Below are 20,713 nucleotides of genomic sequence, written 5' to 3' on the forward strand. Positions count from 1 at the left end.
GGAGCATGACCATGACCCTCTCCCGCCGCCATCTCCTCGCCGCCGGCGCCGCCCTGCCGCTGGCCGCTCCTTCGCTGGCGCTGGCCCAGGCCAAGGAGTTCCGCCTCGGCATCCTCACCCCCGCCGGCCACCCCTGGAACCGCGCCGCGTTGAAGGTCGGCGAGGACCTGAAGGCCGCCACCAACGGCCGCCTGACGCTGACCGTCTTCCACTCCGGCCAGCTCGGCAACGAAGCCGCCATGCTGCAGCAGATGCAGTCGGGCGCCCTCGACATGGGCTGGATCATGGCCGCCGAGCTCGGCTCGCGCGTGCCCACCATCGCCGCCATCACGGCGCCATACGTGGTCGATTCCACCCCGAAGATCGCCAAGCTGGTGCGCGATCCCGTCGCCATGAAGCTCTTCGAGGTGCTTCCCCGCGAGACCGGGACGATCGGCCTCGCCTGGGGCATCACCGGCATGCGCGCCGTCTTCGCGGCCAAGGACATCTCCAAGGTCGCCGACATCCGCGGCATGAAGCTGCGCATCAACCCGACCCCGGTCTATCGCGACTTCTACCAGCTTCTCGGCGCCGCCCCGACCCCGATCCCGACGCCGCAGGTCTTCGACGCCATGACCAACGGCCAGGTCGACGGCCTGGAGGCGGACCTCGAGTTCTCCTGGAACCAGCGCTTCGACAAGCCGTCGAAGTCGATCCTGCAGATGAACGCCGTCTTCATGCCGGTCATCGCCCTCGTCTCCGGCCGCGTCTGGCAGACGGTCTCGGCCGCCGACCGCGAGCTCATCACCAGGACGGTGAAAGGAGCCCTCGACCAGCAGATCGACGAACTCGCCGGCAACGAGCCGAAGCTCGTCGACCAGTTCAAGGCGACCGGCATCCCCTTCCGCAACGCCGATCCGAAGGACGCCGCGGCCGTCGTCGCCGAGTTCGACAAGATCTGGCTGCCCAAGGCCCCCATCCTTGCCGACCTGCGCAAGGCCGGCGCGGCGCTCTGAGCCGCACCAACACCGTCCGTCATCCCCGGCCGACCGAGCGTGAGCGAGGGAGGGGAAGGGGATCCAGGCGTTGCAGCGCTCGCGTTCGCGGCCCCTGGACCCCCTTCCCTCGGCCTTCGGCCTCGCCGGGGGTGACGGGCCGTCGAGCCTCCCCCATCACCGCCGGCGGCGCCTGACGCCGCCGCGCCACGACCGATCATCTGGAGAAAACCCCATGGCACCCCGCATTTCCTGGGAAGGCGTCTTCCCGGCCGTCACCACCCAGTTCCACGACGACCTCTCCCTCGACATCGACGCCACCGCCAAGGTGATGGACAACCTGATCCGCGACGGCGTGTCCGGCCTCATCGTCTGCGGTTCGGTCGGCGAGAACACCTCGCTCGAGCGGCGCGAGAAGATTGCGATCATGGAGACGGCAAAATCCGTCGCCGCCGGCCGCGTGCCGGTCCTCTGCGGCATCGCCGAGTTCACCACCGCCTTCGCGGTGGAGACGGCCAAGGAAGCCGCCCGCATCGGCATCGACGGCATCATGGTCATGCCGGCGCTGGTCTATTCCTCGAAGCCGCACGAGACGGCGCAGCATTTCCGCACGGTCGCGACCGCCACCGACCTGCCGGTCATGCTCTACAACAACCCGCCGATCTACAAGAACGACGTCACCCCCGACATCCTCGTCTCCCTCGCCGACGTCGAGACCGTGGTCTGCTTCAAGGACTCCTCCGGCGACACCCGCCGCTTCATCGACACCCGCAACATGGTCGGTGACCGCTTCGTGCTCTTCGCCGGCCTCGACGACGTCATCGTCGAGAGCGTCGCCATGGGCGCGGTCGGCTGGGTCTCCGGCATGTCCAACGCCTTCCCGCGCGAGGGCGAGACGCTGTTCCGCCTCGCCAAGGCCGGCCGCTTCAAGGAGGCCATGCCGCTCTACGAATGGTTCATGCCCCTGCTCCACCTCGACGCCCGGCCCGACCTCGTCCAGTGCATCAAGCTGTGCGAGCACATCATGGGTCGCGGCACCGCGCTGACCCGTCCGCCGCGCCTCGCCCTGCTGCCGCACGAGGCGGCCGAGGTGCAGGCGATGATGGCGAAGGCCCTCGCCAACCGCCCGAAACTGCCCGACGTCGGCCTGAAGGTCGCCGCCTGACGATCGCCGCGGCGCGCCCGCTCCGACAGGGGCGGGCGCCACGGTTAGGATTAACCCATTCTTCGGTTGTAGCGTGGTCGAATACACGACAACCGAGGGTGGAATGGCCGACGCCGAACCGATCTTCAGCCCCCCGCGGTGGGGCCTGACCCGCTGGCTGGCGAGTTCGGGCCAGCCGGTGCCGGACGACGTGCGCGCCGCGCTCGTCGCCACCCTCTTCGGCGCCATGCCCATCTTCCTCGGCGGCGTCGCCAACACCATGACCATCGCCGTCCTCGTGACGCTGTGGCATCCCGCGCCGATGCTGATCGCCTGGTGCGTCCTCGAGGTCGTCATCTCCCTGACCCGCCTCGCCGTCATGCTGCACGCCCGCCGCGCCGCGCGCCGGGGCGGACGCACCTTCACCGACCTCAGCATCGTCCTCGCCGTCGCCTGGGGCTTCACCACCGGCCTCGGCGCCTGCCTCATCCTGCTCACCGGCGACTGGCCCACCGCCATCGTCGTCTGCATCTCCGCCGCCGGCATGGTCGGCGGCATGTGCTTCCGCTATGTCGGCGCCCCGCGCCTGGCCACCGCCGTCATCGCCGGCGCGCTGCTGCCGGCGACCACCGGTGCCCTCCTCTCCGGCAACCCGATCCTGCTCGTCTCGGCCGTCCAGGCCCCGGCCCTGCTCGTCGCCATGAGCATGGCGGCCTTCCAGCTCCACCGCATCCTCGTCGCCACCATGATGGCGGAGCGGGAACATCTCCTGCGCACCCGGCTCGACCCGCTCACCGGCCTCGCCAACCGCAACGGCCTCGCCGACGACCTGAACGCGCGCCTCGCCCGCGCTGCGGCACAGGAGGAGGCCTTCGCCCTCCTCTATCTCGACCTCGACGGCTTCAAGGCGGTCAACGACACCCACGGCCACCTCGTCGGCGACCGGGTGCTCGCCATGGCGGCCGAGCGACTGCGCGAGAGCCTCTCGCAGGGCGACACGGCCGGCCGTCTCGGCGGCGACGAATTCGTGGTGCTCGCCGCCGGCGGCAGCGAACTCCAGGCCCTCGGCCTCGCCCGCCTTCTGCTCTCGGCGATTTCCGCACCCTATCCGCTAGCCGATGGCCGTACCGCGCGCATCGGCGTCAGCATCGGCGTAGCCCTCGCACCCAGCGACGGCGCCGACGCCGACACGCTGATGACGCGGGCCGATACCGCTCTCTACGTCGCCAAGGCCCGCGGCAAAGCTTCCGTCGCCCTCGCCAGCGAGGTCGACGGCGAAACCCGCTCGCTCTGGGAGGCCATGCGGCGGGCCGGCGCCGGGCCCCACGACCACCATCTCGCCCGCGCCGGCTGATGGGCTACTATTTTACCAGTTCGATCACGCGCCTATGCCGGTTTTTTTATACCGCTATTTACGCGGCGTTGAGGCGCGTCCGTCATCAGTCCGCCCAACCCTGGCGGAGTTGCGCGAATGCAGACTGATGACGTCGTTTTTTCCGCACCGACCTGGCGCCTGACGCGCTGGCTCGCTGCTGTTCCAGAGGGCACGCCCGACACCATCCGGCAACGGCTGGTCGCGGAGCTGTTCGGCAATCTTCCCGTCTTTTTCGGCGGGCTGATCGCCACGGTGGTCGGCCCCCTCAGCGTCGTCGTCTTCAAGCCCAGCGTCTGGTTCATCGCCTGGCTGATGGTCGAGGCCGTCATCTGCGCCGTGCGCCTCGGCGTGCTCGTCCACGGCCGGCGCGCGGCGCGACGCGGCGAGCGCACCTATACCGACCTCCACATCGTCATGGCCCTGGCCTGGAGCGCCAATCTCGGCCTCGGCTGCCTCATGGCGATCCTCTCCGGCGATTGGCTCATCGCCACCATCGCCTGTGTCCCGGCGGCTGCCATGGTCGGCGGCATCTGCTTCCGCAACTTCGCCGCCCCCCGCCTCGCCTCCACGATGATCGCGCTCTCGCTCTCGCCGATGCCTGTCGCCACGCTCATGTCCGGCGAGTCGGCCCTCCTCGGCGTGACGCTCCTCGTCCCCCTCTTCCTGTTCTCCATGAGCGTGTCGGCGTTCCAGATGAACGCGACGGTCGTTTCCGCCATGGTCGCCGAGCAGGAGAACCGCCACCGGGCGACCCACGACGACCTGACGGGCCTCTGCAACCGCGCCCACCTCATCACCCAGCTCGGCGAACGCCTGACCCGGGAGCGTCCCCGGGGGCTCGCGCTGTTCTACCTCGACCTCGACGGCTTCAAGCAGGTCAACGACACCTTCGGCCACGGCACCGGCGACCGCCTGCTGCAACTGGTGTCCGAGCAGATCAATGCCACCGTCCGGGCAGGAGACGTCACCGCCCGTCTCGGCGGAGACGAGTTCGTCGTGCTCGCGGACGGGCTCGACCGCGCCGGCGCAATCGCTCTCGGCCACAACCTCTGCTGCGAGATCGCCCGCAGTTACAGCGTCAACGGGCACGACTGCGTCATCGGCGTCAGCGTCGGCGTCGCCCTCGCTCCCGAGCAGGGCGGCGAGGCGACCAGCCTGCTGGCAGCCGCGGACGCTGCTCTCTACACGGCCAAGGGTCGCGGCGCCCCTTCGGTCGTCATGGCCGGCACGGCGGTCGGACCCTCGCCCTCGATCGTGCCGACCGCGGGCCCGCCGCTGCCGGCGACGCTGCAACTCAACCCCTCCTGAGACGCGGTTGCACGGCAGGCTGCGGGGCCGCATACCCTCGTGCACAGAGACGAGGGGATCCTGCCGCCATGACCCGCTTCACCTTCACCTGCATCGACGGCCATACCTGCGGCAATCCCGTCCGCATCGTCACCGGCGGCTCCATCCCCCAACTCGCCGGCGACACCATGTTCGCGCGCCGCCAGGACTTCCTCGCCCGCCACGACTGGATTCGCACCAGCCTGATGTTCGAGCCGCGCGGCCACGACATGATGTCGGGTTCGATCCTCTATCCGCCGACGCGGCCCGACTGCGACGTCGGCATCCTCTTCATCGAGACCTCGGGCTGCCTGCCCATGTGCGGCCACGGCACCATCGGCACGGTCACCACCATCATCGAGCACGGCCTCGTGACGCCGAAGACGCCGGGCGTGCTGATGCTCGACACGCCGGCCGGCCTCGTCGAGGCGCGCTACGTGCAGAACGGACCCTATGTGGAGAGCGTGCGCCTCACCAACGTGCCGTCCTTCCTGCTCGGGCGCGGCTACGAGGTGGAGGTCGAGGGCCTGGGCACGCTCACGGTGGACGTCGCCTATGGCGGAAACTTCTACGCCATCGTCGAGCCGCAGCCGGGTTACGCCGACCTCGACGACCTCCAGCCCTCCGAGGTCATCCGCTTCTCAGGGCTCCTGCGCCGCGCCTTCAACGCCCGCCACGCCATCGTCCATCCGGAGAACCCGGCACTCGACCGCCTGACCCACGTCCTGTGGACCGGCGCGCCCCGCAACGGCGGCACGGCGCGCAATGCCGTCTTCTACGGCGACAAGGCCATCGACCGTTCTCCCTGCGGCACCGGGACCTCGGCCCGCATGGCCCATCTCGCCGCCACCGGCCGGCTGAAGGAGGGCGAGGCCTTCGTCCACGAATCCATCATCGGCTCGACCTTCACCGGACGGATCGAGGGGCGGGCGAAGGTTGGTGGCCTCGACGCCATCATCCCCTCCATCGAGGGCTGGGCCCGCGTCACCGGCATCAACACCATCTTCGTCGACCACCGCGACCCCTACTGGCAGGGTTTCCAGGTCGCGGACCGGTAGGCGAGCGCGCAAGCACTCGGAAATGAGTGGCGGTGCCTTGCATGGGCGCAAGTGCGTCCTTCGAGGCTCGCCTCCGGACATGCTGGCGCATTGCCGGGGCTCGCACCTCAGGATGAGGAGGGTTGTGAACTGCACCGATCCCGGTGAGTCCCACTGGTGCACTGCAGCCGCACCCCGATGCCGATCGCCAAGTTCCTCATCCTGAGGTGCGAGGGCAAGGCCCGAGCCTCGAAGGACGCACTCGGCCGATGCAGGCCGGCTGACGAGATGACAACGCACACAGGAGCGGCGACGAAGGCCTCAGCCCTGCGGCGCCACCACCGGATGGGCGGCGCGATAGGGCTCGATGCGCACGATGCCGGCGGCCATGAGCGCCACCTTGCCCGTCGGCGCCATCACCAGCGCGCCGCCGTCGCCGCGGCGCACCCCATATTGCCAGACGGTCATCTGCCCCTCGGCGGCGATCTTGCGCGCCAGCGCCTCGACCGGATTGCCGCTGCCGAGCGCCGCGGTCTCCGCCGCGGTCAGGCCGACCACGATCGTGTCGCGCGGGCCGACGACGTTGAAGAGAGTGACGGCGGCCGCGGGCTGCGCCAGCGCCGGGCCGAGCGCGAAGGGGATGACGGCCGCACCGGCGGCGAGGGAGGCGAGGACGCGGCGGCGGTTCGCCTGGCGCAGCATGAGGGTGGTCATGGGATGATCTCCGGGTGCGGGCGACGGCCCGCGTTCGGGGAGGCTTGTGGCTCGCCGCGGTTTCAGCCGGGCGGCCCGTGCCGCCGCTGCCGTTTCAGGACTGAAAAGCAACACCGGCAGGCTGCTCCGCGCCGGCCCGTGCGGAGAGCGCTTGACAGCGGCGGCGGCGGACCGGATTAAGTTACGTTGTAACATTGCATTGCGCCGGAGTTGTCATGCGCCCCGCCCGTCTCGCCCTCTCGTCGGCAAGCCTCCTGATCCTCGCCGTGGCCGTCACGCCGGCCGCGGCACAGACGGCTTTGCCCGAGATCCTGATCGAGGCGCCGCGCAATCCCGACGGCGCGACGCGCGACCTCGGCCTCACCGACGGCCAGTTGCAGGTGATCGACCGCGCCTTCGTCCCCGTCACGGTGATCCCGGAGGCGGAAATCCGCCGCAACGGCGGCGGCACGCTCGGCGACCAGCTCGCCACCACGCCGGGCGTCACCGGATCGAGCTTCGCCCCCGGCGGCGCCAGCCGGCCGATCATCCGCGGCCTCGACAATGCCCGCATCCGCGTCCAGGAGAACGGCATCGGCGCCCAGGACGTCTCCGACCTCTCCGAGGACCATGCCGTGCCCATCGATCCGCTCGCCGCCGAGCGCATCGAGGTGGTCCGCGGCCCGGCGGCGCTGCGCTTCGGCTCGCAGGCGATCGGCGGCGTCGTCAACGTCACCAACGAGCGTATCCCGACCCGCCTCGGCCCGCCCGGCGTCTCCGGCATGATGACCGGCGGCCTCTCCTCCGTGGATCGCGGCATCGACGGCGCCGCCCGCGTCCGCGGCTCGTCCGGCCAATGGGCCTTCTCGGCCGACGTCTTCGGCCGCAATGCCGGCGATTACGCGACCCCGCAGGGCCGCCAGGACAATTCCTTCGCCCGCACCTTCGGCGGCTCCTTCGGCGCCTCCTACTTCTTCGACCAGGGCTATATCGGCGCCGCCATCTCGCAGTTCCGCTCGCTCTACGGCATTCCCGGCGCCAGCTCGGCGCCGGACCGGGTGCGCATCGACATGATCCAGACGCGCCTCGCCTCCAGGGGCGAGATCCGCTTCGACGGCTCGGTGGTCGACAACGTCCGCTTCTGGCTCGGCGGCTCGCTCTACCGCCACAACGAGCAGGCGCTCGAGCTCGGCTCCTTCGCCACCGCCTCCACCTTCCGCAACCAGGAGCTGGAAGGCCGCGTCGAGACGGCGTTCCGGCCGTTCCAGACCGGGCTCGGCACGCTCAACACCACCGTCGGCGTGCAGTTCGGCGCCCAGAGCCTCGGCACGTCGGGCGAGGCCGGCGGCCTGCTCGCGCCGACCAACACCCGCACCGCCGCTGTCTTCCTCTTCAACGAACTCGCCCTGACCCAGACGACGCGCCTCCAGGCCGCCGCCCGCATCGAGCAGGCGCGCGTCTCCGGCACCGCCTCGCTCTTCCCGGCCGGGTTCGATCCCGCCGGCGGCGCGCCGGTCGAGTTCGGTGCGGTGCGCAACTTCACGCCGATGAGCGCCAGCCTCGGCCTCTTGCAGACCCTGCCCGGCGGCTGGGTGGCGAGCCTCACCGGGCAATATGTGGAGCGCGCCCCGCGGGCCCAGGAGCTCTATTCCAAGGGGCCGCACGAGGCCTCCGGCACCTTCGAGATCGGCAATCCCAACCTGTCCAAGGAGCGGGCGCAGACCATCGAACTCGGCCTGCGCCGGGCGCAGGGCGCCTGGCGCGTCGACGCCACCGCCTATTACACCCGCTATTCCGGCTTCATCTACAAGCGCCTCACGGGCCTGACCTGCGACGACGACTTCGCCACCTGCGGCTCGGGCGGCGGCACCGAGTTGCGCCAGCTCGTGTTCTCCCAGCAGGACGCCACCTTCTACGGCGTCGAGCTGCGCGGCCAGGTCGACCTCGGCGAGATCGCCGGCGGCACCTTCGGCGTCGAGGGCCAGTACGACTTCGTCCGCGCCACCTTCGCCGACGGCACCAACGTGCCGCGCATCCCGCCGCACCGCCTCGGCGGCGGCCTGTTCTGGCGCGACGCCAACTGGTTCGCCCGCGTCAGCCTGCTGCACGCCTTCGCCCAGAACCAGATCGCCGCGGAGGAGACGGCCACGGCCGGCTACAACCTGCTCAACGCCGAGATCAGCTACCGCATGGACCTGAAGCCCGGCCGGGGCGCGCAGAGCCTCACCTTCGGCCTCGTCGGCACCAACCTGCTCAACGCCGACATCCGCAACCACGTGTCCTTCAAGAAGGACGAGGTGCTGATGCCGGGCCGCGGCGTGCGCTTCTTCACCACCGTCCGGTTCTGAGGCGCGCCCCCTCCCTTCGCCCGCGTTGACACCCGGGCGGAGGGGGCATTTCAATCGGCTCGCCGCCGGCTCCCCCGGCCGACCGACGGGCTGACCCATGCCGCGCCCCCGCGCCGCCGATTTCGAGGACAAGCGCCGCCAGATCCGCGCGGCGGCGGCCTTGCTGTTCGCGCAGAAAGGCTACGACCGCACCGCGATCGGCGACATCGCCCGCGCCTGCGCCATGTCCAAGCCGCTGGTCTACCACTACGTGGCGAGCAAGGAGGATCTGCTCGTCGCCATCATCGCCGACCATATCGAGGACCTCACCCAGCGGGTCCGCCGGGCGGCGCGGCGGGCGACGCCGGACGGCCGGCTGCGCGCCGTCGCCCAGGCCCTGCTCGACGGCTACCGGCAGACCGACGCCCTCCACAAGATCCACATCAACGAGCTCTCGCGCCTGCCCGCCGAAGCACAGGCCTCGCTCATGGCTGTGGAACGCGAGCTCGTCGCCATCTTCTCCGACGCCCTCCTCGCCGCCGTTCCCGAGCTTCACGGCTCGCCCCGCCTGACCCCCGTCACCATGTCGCTCTTCGGCATGCTCAACTGGCACTGCATGTGGTTCCGCGCCGACGGGCCGATGTCGCGCGAGGCCTATGCCGACCTCGCCACCGGTCTCATCGTCGCCGGTGCCCGCGACCTCGCCGGCGGTGCCGGAGTGCTGGCGGCGGAGTAGCGCCCCCTTGCCGCCCTGTCCCGAAGGGCAGACAGTGCGGCCATGGCGACCTATGCGACCTCCCTGACCCGGCCGGGCCTGCGCGGCATCCTCACCGGCACGCTGGCGGTGCTGACGGCAGCCCTCATCCTTTCGGTCACCGCCGTGGTAGTTTGGACCGCCACCCGCGAGGCGCAGCGCTCCATCGGCCGCTCGCTCGGCGATCTCGCCGCCTATATGCGCGAGGCGCTGGAGAGCGACGTCTTCGAGCGCTGGCGCTCGGCCCGCACGCTCTCGACCCTGCCCGCCTTCACCAACCCCGCCAGCGCCTATCCGGGCAAGCGCGTCATCCTCGACAGGCTGAAGGGCAACGTGGAGGAGATCGTCTGGGTCGGCTTCGCCGATCTCTCCGGCCGCGTCACCGTCGGCTCGGGCGGTGCCAACGAGGCGGCCGACGTGACGGATCGGCGCTGGTTCGCCGCGGCGCGCGAGCGCCCGTCGCCGGCCCCCGGCGAGCCCGAGCGCCCGACGATCCAGACGACGCCCGGCGAGCGCGTCGTCGAGATCGGCGTCAATGTCCGCGACGCCTCCGGCGGTTCGGTCGGCGTCCTCGGCATGCTGGTGAGCTGGGACTGGCTCGGCCACCTCAGGCGCTCGCTGCTCGACCGTTCGCAGGGACGCCAGTCGGACCTCGAGGTCATCGTGCTGGACCGCGAGGGCCGCACCGTCATCGGCGACCAGAACCATCTGGGCGCCACCCTCGCCCGCCAGATCGCCCAGCGCCCCGACGGCTTCGCCATCGACACCCTGCCCGACGGCCGCACCATGGTGATCGGCACCAGCCGCGCCTCCGGCGGCCGCGGCATCGAGGGCCTCGGCTGGCAGATCGTCGTCACCTCCAGCGCCGCGGTCGCCTTCGCGCCCGTCGACGAGCTGCGCCGCCAGATCATCACCGCCGGCGGCCTGGTCGGCCTCATGGTGCTCTCCGCCGGCTGGTGGGTCGCCGGCCGCATCGCCAGCCCCCTCCAGGCCATCGCCGCCCGCGCCGACCGCGTCGGCCTCGCCGAGGCCCTGGACGGCGTCGAGATCGAGGTGCCGAAATCCTCCTCCCGCGAAATCGTCTCCCTCGCCGCCTCGCTGCAGGGCATGATCGACCGCCTCGCCGACAACGAGGAGGCGCTGAAACACCTCGCCAACACGCTGGAGCATCGCGTCGCCGTCCGCACCGCCGAACTCGAGGCGGCCAACCGGGCGCTGTCCGCAGCCCGCGACGACGCGGTCGCCGCCACCGCCGCCAAGTCACGCTTCCTCGCCGCCGCCAGCCACGACCTGCGCCAGCCCCTGCACGCCCTCTCGCTCTTCGCCAATGCCCTCTCGCGACGGGTGCAGGGCGAGGAGCCGCGCCGCCTCGTCGCCAATATGGAGACGACGCTGGGCTCTCTGCAGGACATGTTCAACGCCCTGCTCGACGTCTCCCGGCTCGACGCCGGCATCGTCGTCGCCGAACCGCGCACCTTCGTCATCGGCGACCTCCTCGAGCGCGTCGCCGCCGGCTTCCGCGCCCAGGCCGCCGCCCACGGCCTGGAATTCCGCCTCGTTCCCTCCCGCCTCGCCGTCGTCTCCGACCCGATCCTCATCGAGACCGTCCTGCGCAACCTCGTCGGCAACGCGCTGAAGTTCACCGCCTCCGGCAAGGTCCTGGTCGGCGTCAGGCGGCGCGGCGACATGGCCGTGCTGGAAATCCACGACACCGGGCCGGGCGTGCCGGAAGAGGACCGCGAGCGCGTCTTCGAGGAGTTCGAGCGCACCAAGGCCGCCGCCCACGGCCAGAACGACGGCCTCGGCCTCGGCCTGTCCATCGTCCGGCGCCTCTGCGCCCTGCTCGGCCACCGCATCCTGCTGACGAGCCGCCACGGCCGCGGCACGGTCTTCCGCGTGGAACTGCCGCTCGCGGCGAGAGCTCTGCCGCTCGTCGAGGCGCCGGCCGTGCAGCCGGACCTGTCGCTGGCCGGCCGCCACATCCTCGTGCTCGACGACGAGCCGATGATCGTCGACGCTCTCGCCCGCACCCTGCGCGACGACGGCGCCACCGTCACCGCCGCCTGCAGCAGTGCCGAGGCCACCGAGGCGCTCGCCGGCGGGCGGGCGGTCGACCTTGCCGTCATCGATCTCCAGCTCGAGCGCGGAGTCGACGGGCTCGAGCTGATCGAGTGCTGGCGGCGGGATCGCGCCTTCGCCCGGCCCGCCCTGATCGTCACCGGCGCCACCGATCCGCAGACCCTGGCACGGCTTCAGGCCAGCGGCACGCCGTGGCTCACCAAGCCCGTGGCGGTTCCCGTTCTGCGTGCGGCGCTGGCGCGGCTGGTGGGCTGAGGGCTCAGCCGCGCGCCAGCAGCGGCGCGGCGACCGCCACCGCCGCGGCCCGGTTCGACACGCCGAGATGGCGGAACACCGCGGCCAGATGGATCTTCACCGTCCCGTGGCCGAGGTCGAGCGCCCGGGCGATCTCCTTGTTGGACCGCCCCTCCACCAGAAGGCCCAGAACGTCGCGCTGGCGCGGCGTCAGGCGGGCGAGGTCGATGGTGCCGGCGCCGGCCTCGGTCCCGGCGGCGGCGCCCTGCGCCAGGCTCGCCGGCACGTAGATGGACCCACCGAGGATCGACTTCAGCGCCGCCACCAGGTCGTCGTCCCGCAGGCCCTTGGGGACGAAGCCGTTGACACCGGCGGCGAGCGCGGTGAGCACGTCGGACCGGTTGTCGGAGCCGCTGACCACGGCGATGGGCAGGTCGGGATAGCACTCGCGAACCGCGGCCAGCGATGCAGCGCTCTGCATGCCCGGCATGGAGAGGTCGAACAGCGCTAGGGCGATGCCCTCCGTCTCGCCGAGCCGGGCGAGCGCCTCGTCCAGCGAGGCGGCCTCTTCAACGGTGTCGAAGCCGAGCCTGTCCTTCAGCGTGAAGGCGAGGCCCATCCGGTACATTCCGTGGTCGTCGGCGATGACGGCGATACGCGACATGGACGCAAGCCCTAGGGCCCGCGCGGGATCGCTGTCAATGCGCGCGCCGCACGGGGCCCATCACGGCCCCGCGAACCTGTCGTGTCGCCGGCCGGATCACTCCGCCGGCTGACCGTGCACCGCACCGGCGGGCGCCGACGCCGGAGCCGGCTCGCCGACGCTGCCGCGCCGCGAGATGAGCCCCGACAGCCCGTCGAACATGAGATAGACGACCGGCGTGATGTAGAGCGTCAGGAGCTGCGAGACCGCGAGGCCGCCGACCACCGCGACGCCGAGCGGCATGCGCAGCTCCGCGCCCGCGCCATGGCCGATGGCGATGGGAACGGCGCCGAGGATGGCGCAGAGCGTCGTCATCATGATCGGGCGGAACCGCAGCACCGCCGCCTCGACGATGGCCTCCTTGGCGGAGGCCCCGGCATTGCGCCGCTCGATGGCGAAGTCGACCATCATGATGGCGTTCTTCTTGACGATGCCGATGAGCATGACGAGGCCGATCATGGCGATGACCGAGAGGTCGAAGCCGGTGAGCTGCAGCGTCAGCAGCGCGCCGATGCCGGCCGAGGGCAGGCCCGACAGAATGGTCAGCGGGTGGATGAAGCTCTCGTAGAGGATGCCGAGGATGATGTAGATCACCAGTACGGCGGCGAACAGCAGGAGGCCCTGGTTGGCGACCGCCTGCTGGAACACCTGCGCTGTCCCTTGGAAGCTGGTGGCGATGTTCGCCGGCAGGCCCACCTCGCGGGCGGCCCCCTCGATCAGCGTCACCGCCTGCGACAGGGCGACGCCCGGCGGCAGGTTGAACGAGATGGTCACCGCCGGGAGCTGCGCGAGATGGCCCACGGTCAGGGCCGTCGGCTGTTCGCGCAGGCTCGCCACCGCGTCGAGCGGCACGATGGCCCCCGAGGACGAGCGCACCGTCAGGCGGCGCAGCATGTTGGCGGTATCGTTGTATTTGGGGTCCGCCTCCAGGATCACCTGGTAGGTGTCCTCCGAGGCGTAGATGGTCGACACCTGGCGCGAGCCGAAGGCCGAATAGAGCGTCGAGCGGATTTGGTCCGCCGTCACGCCGAGGCGCGAGGCGGCGTCGCGGTTGACCTCCACCGAGGTCGAGCGCGCCCGCATCTGCAGGTCGGAATTGACGTCGAGGATGCCCGGCAGGGTGCGCATGCGCTGCTCGACCAGCGGCGCATACTGGCGCAGCAGGTCGAGGTCGGCCGCGGTCAGCGTGTACTGGTACTGCGAGCGGCTCTGCACGGCGCCGACATTGATCGACTGGACAGGCACGAAGAAGATCTGGATGCCCGGCACCTGGGCCGCGATGCGGCGCAGGCGCGCGATGACCACCTGGATCGAATCCTTGCGCTCCGGCTTGTCGCGCAGGGTGATGAACAGGCGGCCGGCATTCTGCGTGTTGGCCGCGTTGCCGCCGCCGGCATTGGCCATGACCATGGCCACGTCGGGATCGGTGCGGATGGCGGCGGCGAGCGCCTGGGTGCGCGCCACCATGGCCTCGAAGGAGGCGTCGTCCGGGCCGACCGTCGCGGCGGTGATGAGGCCGTTGTCCTCGGTCGGGAAGAAGCCCTTGGGGATGTCGCGGAAGAGGACATAGGTGAGGGCGAAGGTGCCGAGCGTGATGCCGATCATGATCACCGGCATGCCCACCACCTTGCGCACCGACCAGCCGTAGCCGCGCGTCATCGCCGAGAAGAAGGCCTCGAACCAGCGCAGCAGGAAGATCGGCTTGGCGTGGTGGTCGATCGGCTTCAGCACGCGCGAGCAGAGCATCGGCGTGAGCGTCAGGGAGACGATGCCGGAGATCAGGATCGCCGTGGAGATGACGACGCCGAACTGCGCGAACATGCGGCCGACGACGCCCCCCATGAACAGGACGGGGATGAAGACGGCGACCAGCGAGATGGTCATGGAGATGATGGTGAAGCCGACCTCGCGCGAGCCCACCAGCGCCGCCTTGAAGGGATCCATGCCCTCCTCGATGTAGCGCATGATGTTCTCGAGCATGACGATGGCGTCGTCGACCACGAAGCCCACCGCCAGGGTGAGGGCGAGCAGCGAGATGTTGTCGATGGAATAGCCGAGCACGTGCATGACCGCGAAGGTGCCGACGATGGAGATCGGCAGTGCCAGGGCCGGGATCAGCGTCGCCCGCCAGCTCTTCAGGAAGAACCAGATGACGATGATGACGAGCAGGGCGGCGAGGGCCAGCGTGAACTCCACGTCCGCCACCGACTCGCGGATCGACTTCGACCGGTCGTTGAGGACGGTGATGTTGTAGGAGGCCGGGGCCTCCCCCTGGATCTGCGGCAGCAGCGCCCTGACGCGGTCGACCACGTCCACCGTATTGGCGTCGGGCTGGCGCTGCACGGCGAGGACGATGGCGCGCTTGCCGTCGAGCCAGGCAGCGATGCGGTCGTTCTCCACCCCGTCGATGGGCGAGGCGACGTCGGAGACGCGCACCGGCGCGCCGTTCTGCCAGGCGACCACCACCGGCCCGTAATCGGCGGCGCGGGTGATCGGCCCGGTCGCGTCGAGGATGGCGGCGCGGCCGCCCTCGTTCACCGATCCGACCGGGCGGTTGGAGTTGGCGTTGGCGAGGGCGTTCTGCAGGTCGGTGAGGGTGAGGCCGCGGGCGGCGAGCTGTTCGAGGTCGGCCCGCACCCGCACGGCATATTTCTGCGTGCCGTAGATCAGCACCTGGGCGACGCCGGGCAGCGAGGCCATGCGCGGCAGGATGGAGGAATTGGCGAAGCGGTCGACGTCGGAGAGGCGGGCGACGTCGGAGGAGATGGCGAGGAAGATGACCGGCTGGTCGGCGGGATTGACCTTCCTGAAGCTCGGCGGCGTCGTCAGCTCGGCCGGCAGGCGCCGCATGGCGGTGGAGATCTGCGACTGCACGTCGAGCGCCGCGCCGTCGATGGAGCGGTTGAGGTCGAACTGCAGCACGATCGAGGTGTTGCCGAGCGAGGAGGTCGAGGTCATCGAGGTGACGCCGGCGATGGTGGAGAACTGCTTCTCCAGCACCAGCGCCACCGAGGAGGCCATGGTCTCCGGGCTCGCGCCGGGCAACTGGGCGCTCACCTGGATGGTCGGGAACTCGACGCGCGGAATGGCCGCCACCGGCAGCTGCCGGTAGCCGAACATGCCGGCGGCGAGGAAGGAGACCATCAGCAGGATGGTCATGACCGGACGGCGGATGCAGAGCTCCGAGAGCATGGCCCTGTCTCCTCAGCTCTGCGGGGCGCGCGGCTGGGCGGCGCCCTCGGCGGTGCCGGCGGGGCGCGCCGCCACCGGCGTGCCGTTGGCGATCCGAAGCTGGCCTGAGGTGATCACCTGCTCGCCTCCCGCCAGACCGTCGGCGAGGATGGCGAGGTCGCCAAGGGTGCGGGCGACCTGCACCGTGACGACCGCCGCCTTGCCGTCGCGGACGACGAAGACATAGGGGCCGTTCTGCCCCACCTGCAGGGCCACGGCGGGGATCACCACCGCGTCGTCCTGCACGCCGAGCGTCACCTTCACCGGCACGAAGGAGCCCGGCCAGAGCTGTTCGGATCCGTTCTCCATCCGCGCCTTGGCGGTCACCGTGCCGGTCGTCAGGTCGACCTGGTTCTCGACGAAGGCGATGCCGCCGGTGGAGATACGGCCGCCGACGCTCGCCTCCACCTTGATGCGCGACGGGTCGTCGCCGAGCATCGCCCGCATCTCGTAGAAGACCGACTGCGGCACGGCGAAGGCGATGTGGATGGGATCGATCTGGTTGATCGTCGCCATCGCCGTCGTGTCGGCGTTGCGCACGGAGGTGCCGACCTTGGCGGCGATCGAGCCGATGCGGCCGGAGATCGGCGCGCGGATCTGCGTGTAGCTGAGCTGGGTCTGGACGTTGTTGCGGCTCGCCTCGTCGGAGGCGAGCTGGGCCTCCACCGACTTGACGTTGGTGATGGCGTTGTCGCGCGCCACCTCGGTGCCGACGCTGCGGCGCGACAGGTCGATGGCGCGGTCGCGGTCGCGCAGCGCCTGTTCGAGCTGGGCCTTGGTGCGCAGGATCTGCGCCTCGAGCTGCGCGAGCTGCGCCTTCAGCACCCGGTCGTCCAGGCTGAACAGCAGGTCGCCCTCCTTCACCGCCGCGCCCTCGGCCACGTGGACGGCCATCACCTGGCTGTCGAGCCGCGACTTGATCTGCAGCGCCGCGATCGGCTGCACCGTGCCCACCGCCTCGATGACGATCGGCATGGGGCGCTTCTCGGCGCGCGCCATGGTGACGGCGACCGGCGGGCCGCCGGCGGGGCGGCGTCCCTGCGCCTGCGGCGTCTCGGCGGGCTTCGGCGCCATGAAGGCCTGGGCCTGGTGATAGGCCTTCTCCGCGAGGTCCGGCCGCCAGGTGGCGATGCCGCCGACGACGGCCAGCAGTCCGAAGACGATGATCACGCGCAGCATGGAAGTCCCTAGCCCTTGCCGTGTCGACCCGGCGCGCCGGTGCGCGCGGACCGTGGTTGCCCATGGGGCACCCTGGGGCGGCCTGCGGCGAAGCGCCATTCGGCCCGATGGACTAGGCCACCGGCGCCGGCTTCAGGCGCCGCCCGGCTCCGGCCGCACCGTGCGCGTCCACAGCGACTGCGCGGGATCGGTGATGAAGGTCACGAGCAGCCGCGTCCACGACGAATGGCTCGGCAGGTTCAGATAGAATTCCGGGGCGATCCGCGTCACCTCGGGCAGCCGGTTCCACGGGATCGACGGGAAGTCGTGGTGCTCGTTGTGATAGCCGATGTTGAGCGCCACGCCGTTGAGCGGGCCGTAATAATTGGCCGTGTCGTGCTCCTCGTCGCCGGTGAAATGCTCCTGCACCCAGCGCGCGCCCAGGGGATGCAGGCTGATGGCGAACCAGAACGAGGCGAACAGATAGAGCACCGCCGTCCAGCCGGCGAGCCAGCCGAGGAGCGCGGCGAAGCCGAAGTTCACCGCCCAGTTCGCCAGCGTCCAGCGGTCGAAGGTGGCGACCCCCCTCACCCGCGTCACCCGCAGCACCTGGAACACGGGGAAGAACAGGAACCACAGCGCCTTGCGCCAGGTGGAATGGCCGATCAGCCGGGCCTCCCATTCGTGCGGAATGTCGGTGTCGCCGTCCATCTCGCCGAGATGGGAATGATGGGCGAGATGGCAGGCGCGAAAGCCCATGGCCCCCGGCAGGACCTGCGGAACGTCGGCGGCGAGCAGCACCAGCCGGTTGGCGAGGCGGCTGCGGAAGATCAGGTTGTGGGTGGCGTCGTGGACGACGACGTAGAGCCCGTGGTTGAGGAAGGCGCCGAAGCCGTAGGCGACGATCAGCGCCAGCCACCAGTACGAGGCGCCCGCCCAGCCGAAGGCGACGGCGACGGCGATCTGTACGCCGACATAGGCGGCGGTGATCGCTGCCGTCCAGGGATTGCGGCCGATCAGCCCGCGGATCTCCGGATGGGCCTTGAGGATCTGCTTGGCCCGCGTCGAATGGGTCTCGCCCAGCGCCGGGACGAAGGTCTCCTCGTCGTCGACGTCGAACTCCACCGCCTGCGGAACGCTGTTCATGTCCAGAGCCTCGTGGCCGGCGAGGCCGCGGCTTGCTGCGCCGCGTCAATCGCAGCGGGAGCGATGCCCGAAGCGGCGGAGGCGGTCAAGGCCGCCGCACTCCCGCACCGTTCACGATTGATGTATGCGACGCCGCCTCCCCGCCGCTTCACCTCTCCCCGGCGAGGAGACGTCGACGAGCGCCAGCGATGCGGGGGAGGGGGAGAGCCCTGCCACCAAAATGGCCCCACCCGTACCCTCCCCTCGCTGCGCGAGGAGAGGGAGACTACCGCCTCGCGCCCATGCCGTCGGGCGTGTGCCAGGCCCGGCCCTTCGAGTGGGACGAATGTCGCCCACACAAGTCTTCCCCGCCGGAACTTAGGTCGCCGGGGCGAGGTCTGTCCGACGCGAAGCGGCCGCGACGTCGACGTCCCCTCCCCGCGACGGCGGGGAGGGTGCGGGTGGGGCATTCCGCGGCCGGGCCCCGCCGAGGCAACCGCCCCTACCCCGCGCCGCGGGCGACGATCCCGTCCACGTCGGCTCCCGCCGGCAGCACCCCGAAGCTGCGGCCGCCCTCGGCCCCGAGCCGCGTGGCGATGAAGGCCTCCGCCACCGCCGCCGGCGCTCCCTGCACCAGCAGCGCCCCCTGCAGCACCAGCGCCATGCGCTCGGCCACCCGCCGCGCCTCGGCCTCGGCCGGCACCCGCCGCAGCATCCCGAAGAGCTCCTCGATCGCCCCGTCCAGCACCGGGCTCTGCCCCCGTGCCGCCGTCACCTCCGCCGCAAAGGCCTCCCGCGCCGCCGGCTCGCGGCCGAGCGTCCGCAGGATGTCCAGCGCAATGACGTTGCCGGACCCCTCCCAGATGGCGTTGAGCGGGCTTTCGCGGAACAGCCGCGGCAGCGGGCTTTCCTCGACGTAGCCGGCGCCGCCGTGGCACTCCATGCACTCGTAGACGAAGTTCGGGTTGCGTTTCGTGAGCCAGTATTTCGCCACCGCCACCGCCAGGCGCGCAAAGGCCCGCTCGCCCTCCCCCGTGCCGGAGAAGGCCCGCGCCACCCGCATGGTCAGCGCCACCGCCGCCTCGTATTCCAGCGCGAGATCGGCCACCACCGCCCGCATCGCCGGCTGGTCGATCAGGGTCTTCTGGAAGGCGCGGCGGTTCGCCACGTGGTGCCGCGCCTGCGCCAGCGCCATGCCCATGATGCCGACCGTGCCCGCGATGGTGTCGAGCCGGGTGTGGTGCACCATCTCGATGATGGTGGAGACGCCGCGCCCCTCCTCGCCGAGCAGCACCGCATGGGTGTCGTGATACTCGATCTCGGAGGAGGCGTTGGACTTGTTGCCGAGCTTGTCCTTCAGCCGCATGACGTGGAGGTTGTTGCGCTCGCCGTCCGGCGTGATGCGCGGCACCAGGAAGCAGGAGAGCCCCCTCTCCGTCTGCGCCAGCGTCAGGAAGGCGTCGCACATTGGCGCCGAGCAGAACCATTTGTGGCCGGTGAGGCGGAAGGCCTCGCCGTCGCGGACGGCGCGGGTCGTATTGGCGCGCACGTCGCTGCCGCCCTGCTTCTCGGTCATCGCCATGCCGACGGTGACGCCGCGCTTCTCGGCGATGGGCTTCAGCGGCGCGTCATAGGTGCCGTCGACGATCTTCGGCACCCAGGCGGCGGCGACGTCGGGTTGGTGGCGCAGCGCCGGCACGCTCGCATAGGTCATGGAGATCGGGCACATCGTGCCCTGCTCGGCCTCGGTGAACAGGGCGAGCAGCGCGGCATGGGCCACGTGGTTGCCCGGCCGCTCCTCGGCCCAGGCGATGGAATGGATCCGGTGTGCCATGGCGAGGTCCATGAGCCGGTGGTAGCTCGGGTGGAAGCGCACCTCGTCGATGCGCCGGCCATAGCGGTCGAAAACCGTGAGTTCCGGCGGATAGCGGTTCGCCTCCTCGCCGAAGGCCAGCACCTCCTCCGAGCCCACGGCGGCGCCGAGCGCCGTCAGGGGCCCGTCGACCCAGTCGCCTCCCTCGCGCAGCGCCCAGTGGCGCAGCACGGGGTCGCTGGTGAAGAGGTTGCGGCCGGCGAAATCCGGCGGCTGGTTCGTCACCTCGTGGGTCGCGAGGCGGGTCGAGGGCGCGTGGCGGGGCATGGCGGCTCTCCGGCAGGGTCGCGGGTTCGGCGACACTGCCACGGGCGGCTCCCCCCGGCCATCGGCCGAAGGGACGGCTCAGAGACCGAGGGCCGTCTTGTAGGAGGGGTGCAGCAGGTCGCGGTCCTCCGGATGTTTGCCGAACCAGGCGGCGAAGAAGGGGCAGACCGGCATGACCTTGAGATCGCGCTCCCGTGCCGCCTTCAGCCCGGCCTGGATCAGCGCCGAGCCGATGCCGCGCCCGCCGAGGGCGGAGGGCACCTCCGTGTGGGTGAACATGATGGCGCCCTTGATCAGCCGGTATTCGGCGAAGGCCAGATGGCCGTCGATGCGCGCCTGGAACTGCTGGGCCTCGGGGTTGTCGACGACGTCGATGGCGGCGGTGGTCATGGGAAAGCTCCTTTCGGGGAAAC

15 protein-coding genes are annotated in these 20,713 nt (G+C 70.7%); 8 read left to right on the forward strand and 7 right to left on the reverse strand.

Annotated elements, in window-relative coordinates; genetic code table 11:
• Nucleotides 1–11 precede the first annotated feature (11 nt).
• From C6569_RS12985 to C6569_RS13005, 5 genes are all read left to right on the forward strand, one after another.
• Nucleotides 12–995: a TRAP transporter substrate-binding protein gene (locus C6569_RS12985; protein ID WP_106751031.1), complete on the forward strand. Its 984-nt coding sequence runs from the start codon at nt 12–14 to the stop codon at nt 993–995.
• A gap of 214 nt (nt 996–1,209) precedes the next feature.
• Entirely contained in the window at nt 1,210–2,139 is a 930-nt protein-coding gene (locus C6569_RS12990; protein ID WP_106749250.1) for a dihydrodipicolinate synthase family protein, read from the forward strand.
• Nucleotides 2,140–2,242: 103 nt separating this feature from the next.
• Nucleotides 2,243–3,472, forward strand: a complete 1,230-nt coding sequence (locus C6569_RS12995; protein WP_106749251.1) for a GGDEF domain-containing protein — start codon at nt 2,243–2,245, stop codon at nt 3,470–3,472.
• A gap of 117 nt (nt 3,473–3,589) precedes the next feature.
• A complete protein-coding gene (locus C6569_RS13000) occupies nt 3,590–4,801 on the forward strand; it encodes a sensor domain-containing diguanylate cyclase (RefSeq protein WP_106749252.1) in 1,212 nt (403 codons plus the stop codon).
• Between the two features lie 68 nt (nt 4,802–4,869).
• Nucleotides 4,870–5,877 carry a 4-hydroxyproline epimerase gene (locus C6569_RS13005; RefSeq protein ID WP_106749253.1) on the forward strand — a complete coding sequence of 336 codons (1,008 nt, stop codon included), beginning with the start codon at nt 4,870–4,872 and terminating at the stop codon, nt 5,875–5,877.
• A 300-nt stretch (nt 5,878–6,177) separates the two neighbouring features.
• Here C6569_RS13005 and C6569_RS13010 read toward each other — a convergent pair whose 3' ends face one another.
• Nucleotides 6,178–6,570, reverse strand: a complete 393-nt coding sequence (locus C6569_RS13010; protein WP_106749254.1) for a hypothetical protein — start codon at nt 6,568–6,570, stop codon at nt 6,178–6,180.
• A gap of 215 nt (nt 6,571–6,785) precedes the next feature.
• Here C6569_RS13010 and C6569_RS13015 point away from each other — a divergent pair, with 215 nt between their 5' ends.
• The 3 genes from C6569_RS13015 (at nt 6,786) to C6569_RS13025 (ending at nt 11,964) form a co-directional block, all read left to right on the forward strand.
• Nucleotides 6,786–8,897: a TonB-dependent receptor gene (locus tag C6569_RS13015; protein WP_106749255.1), complete on the forward strand. Its 2,112-nt coding sequence runs from the start codon at nt 6,786–6,788 to the stop codon at nt 8,895–8,897.
• 97 nt (nt 8,898–8,994) lie between these two features.
• Entirely contained in the window at nt 8,995–9,612 is a 618-nt protein-coding gene (locus tag C6569_RS13020; RefSeq protein WP_106749256.1) for a TetR/AcrR family transcriptional regulator, read from the forward strand.
• Nucleotides 9,613–9,654: 42 nt separating this feature from the next.
• A complete protein-coding gene (locus tag C6569_RS13025; protein ID WP_106749257.1) occupies nt 9,655–11,964 on the forward strand; it encodes a hybrid sensor histidine kinase/response regulator in 2,310 nt (769 codons plus the stop codon).
• A gap of 4 nt (nt 11,965–11,968) precedes the next feature.
• Here the strand turns inward: C6569_RS13025 and C6569_RS13030 are convergent, their stop codons facing one another.
• The 6 genes from C6569_RS13030 to C6569_RS13055 all read right to left on the reverse strand — a co-directional run bounded on the left by C6569_RS13030 (nt 11,969) and on the right by C6569_RS13055 (nt 20,690).
• The gene (locus C6569_RS13030; RefSeq protein WP_106749258.1) at nt 11,969–12,607 is read right to left on the reverse strand and encodes a response regulator; all 639 of its coding nucleotides are present in this window, start codon (nt 12,605–12,607) and stop codon (nt 11,969–11,971) included.
• Between the two features lie 96 nt (nt 12,608–12,703).
• Complete coding sequence (locus C6569_RS13035; RefSeq protein WP_106749259.1) at nt 12,704–15,838, reverse strand: efflux RND transporter permease subunit; 3,135 nt, start codon at nt 15,836–15,838, stop codon at nt 12,704–12,706.
• Nucleotides 15,839–15,850: 12 nt separating this feature from the next.
• Entirely contained in the window at nt 15,851–17,056 is a 1,206-nt protein-coding gene (locus C6569_RS13040; protein ID WP_181313745.1) for an efflux RND transporter periplasmic adaptor subunit, read from the reverse strand.
• Between the two features lie 132 nt (nt 17,057–17,188).
• Nucleotides 17,189–18,181: a fatty acid desaturase gene (locus tag C6569_RS13045; protein ID WP_106749261.1), complete on the reverse strand. Its 993-nt coding sequence runs from the start codon at nt 18,179–18,181 to the stop codon at nt 17,189–17,191.
• Between the two features lie 481 nt (nt 18,182–18,662).
• Nucleotides 18,663–20,300, reverse strand: a complete 1,638-nt coding sequence (locus tag C6569_RS13050; RefSeq protein ID WP_106749262.1) for an acyl-CoA dehydrogenase family protein — start codon at nt 20,298–20,300, stop codon at nt 18,663–18,665.
• A gap of 78 nt (nt 20,301–20,378) precedes the next feature.
• Nucleotides 20,379–20,690: a GNAT family N-acetyltransferase gene (locus C6569_RS13055; protein WP_106749263.1), complete on the reverse strand. Its 312-nt coding sequence runs from the start codon at nt 20,688–20,690 to the stop codon at nt 20,379–20,381.
• Nucleotides 20,691–20,713 lie beyond the last annotated feature (23 nt).

It is taken from the genome of Phreatobacter cathodiphilus (assembly GCF_003008515.1).
Classification (GTDB): Bacteria; Pseudomonadota; Alphaproteobacteria; order Rhizobiales; family Phreatobacteraceae; genus Phreatobacter; species Phreatobacter cathodiphilus.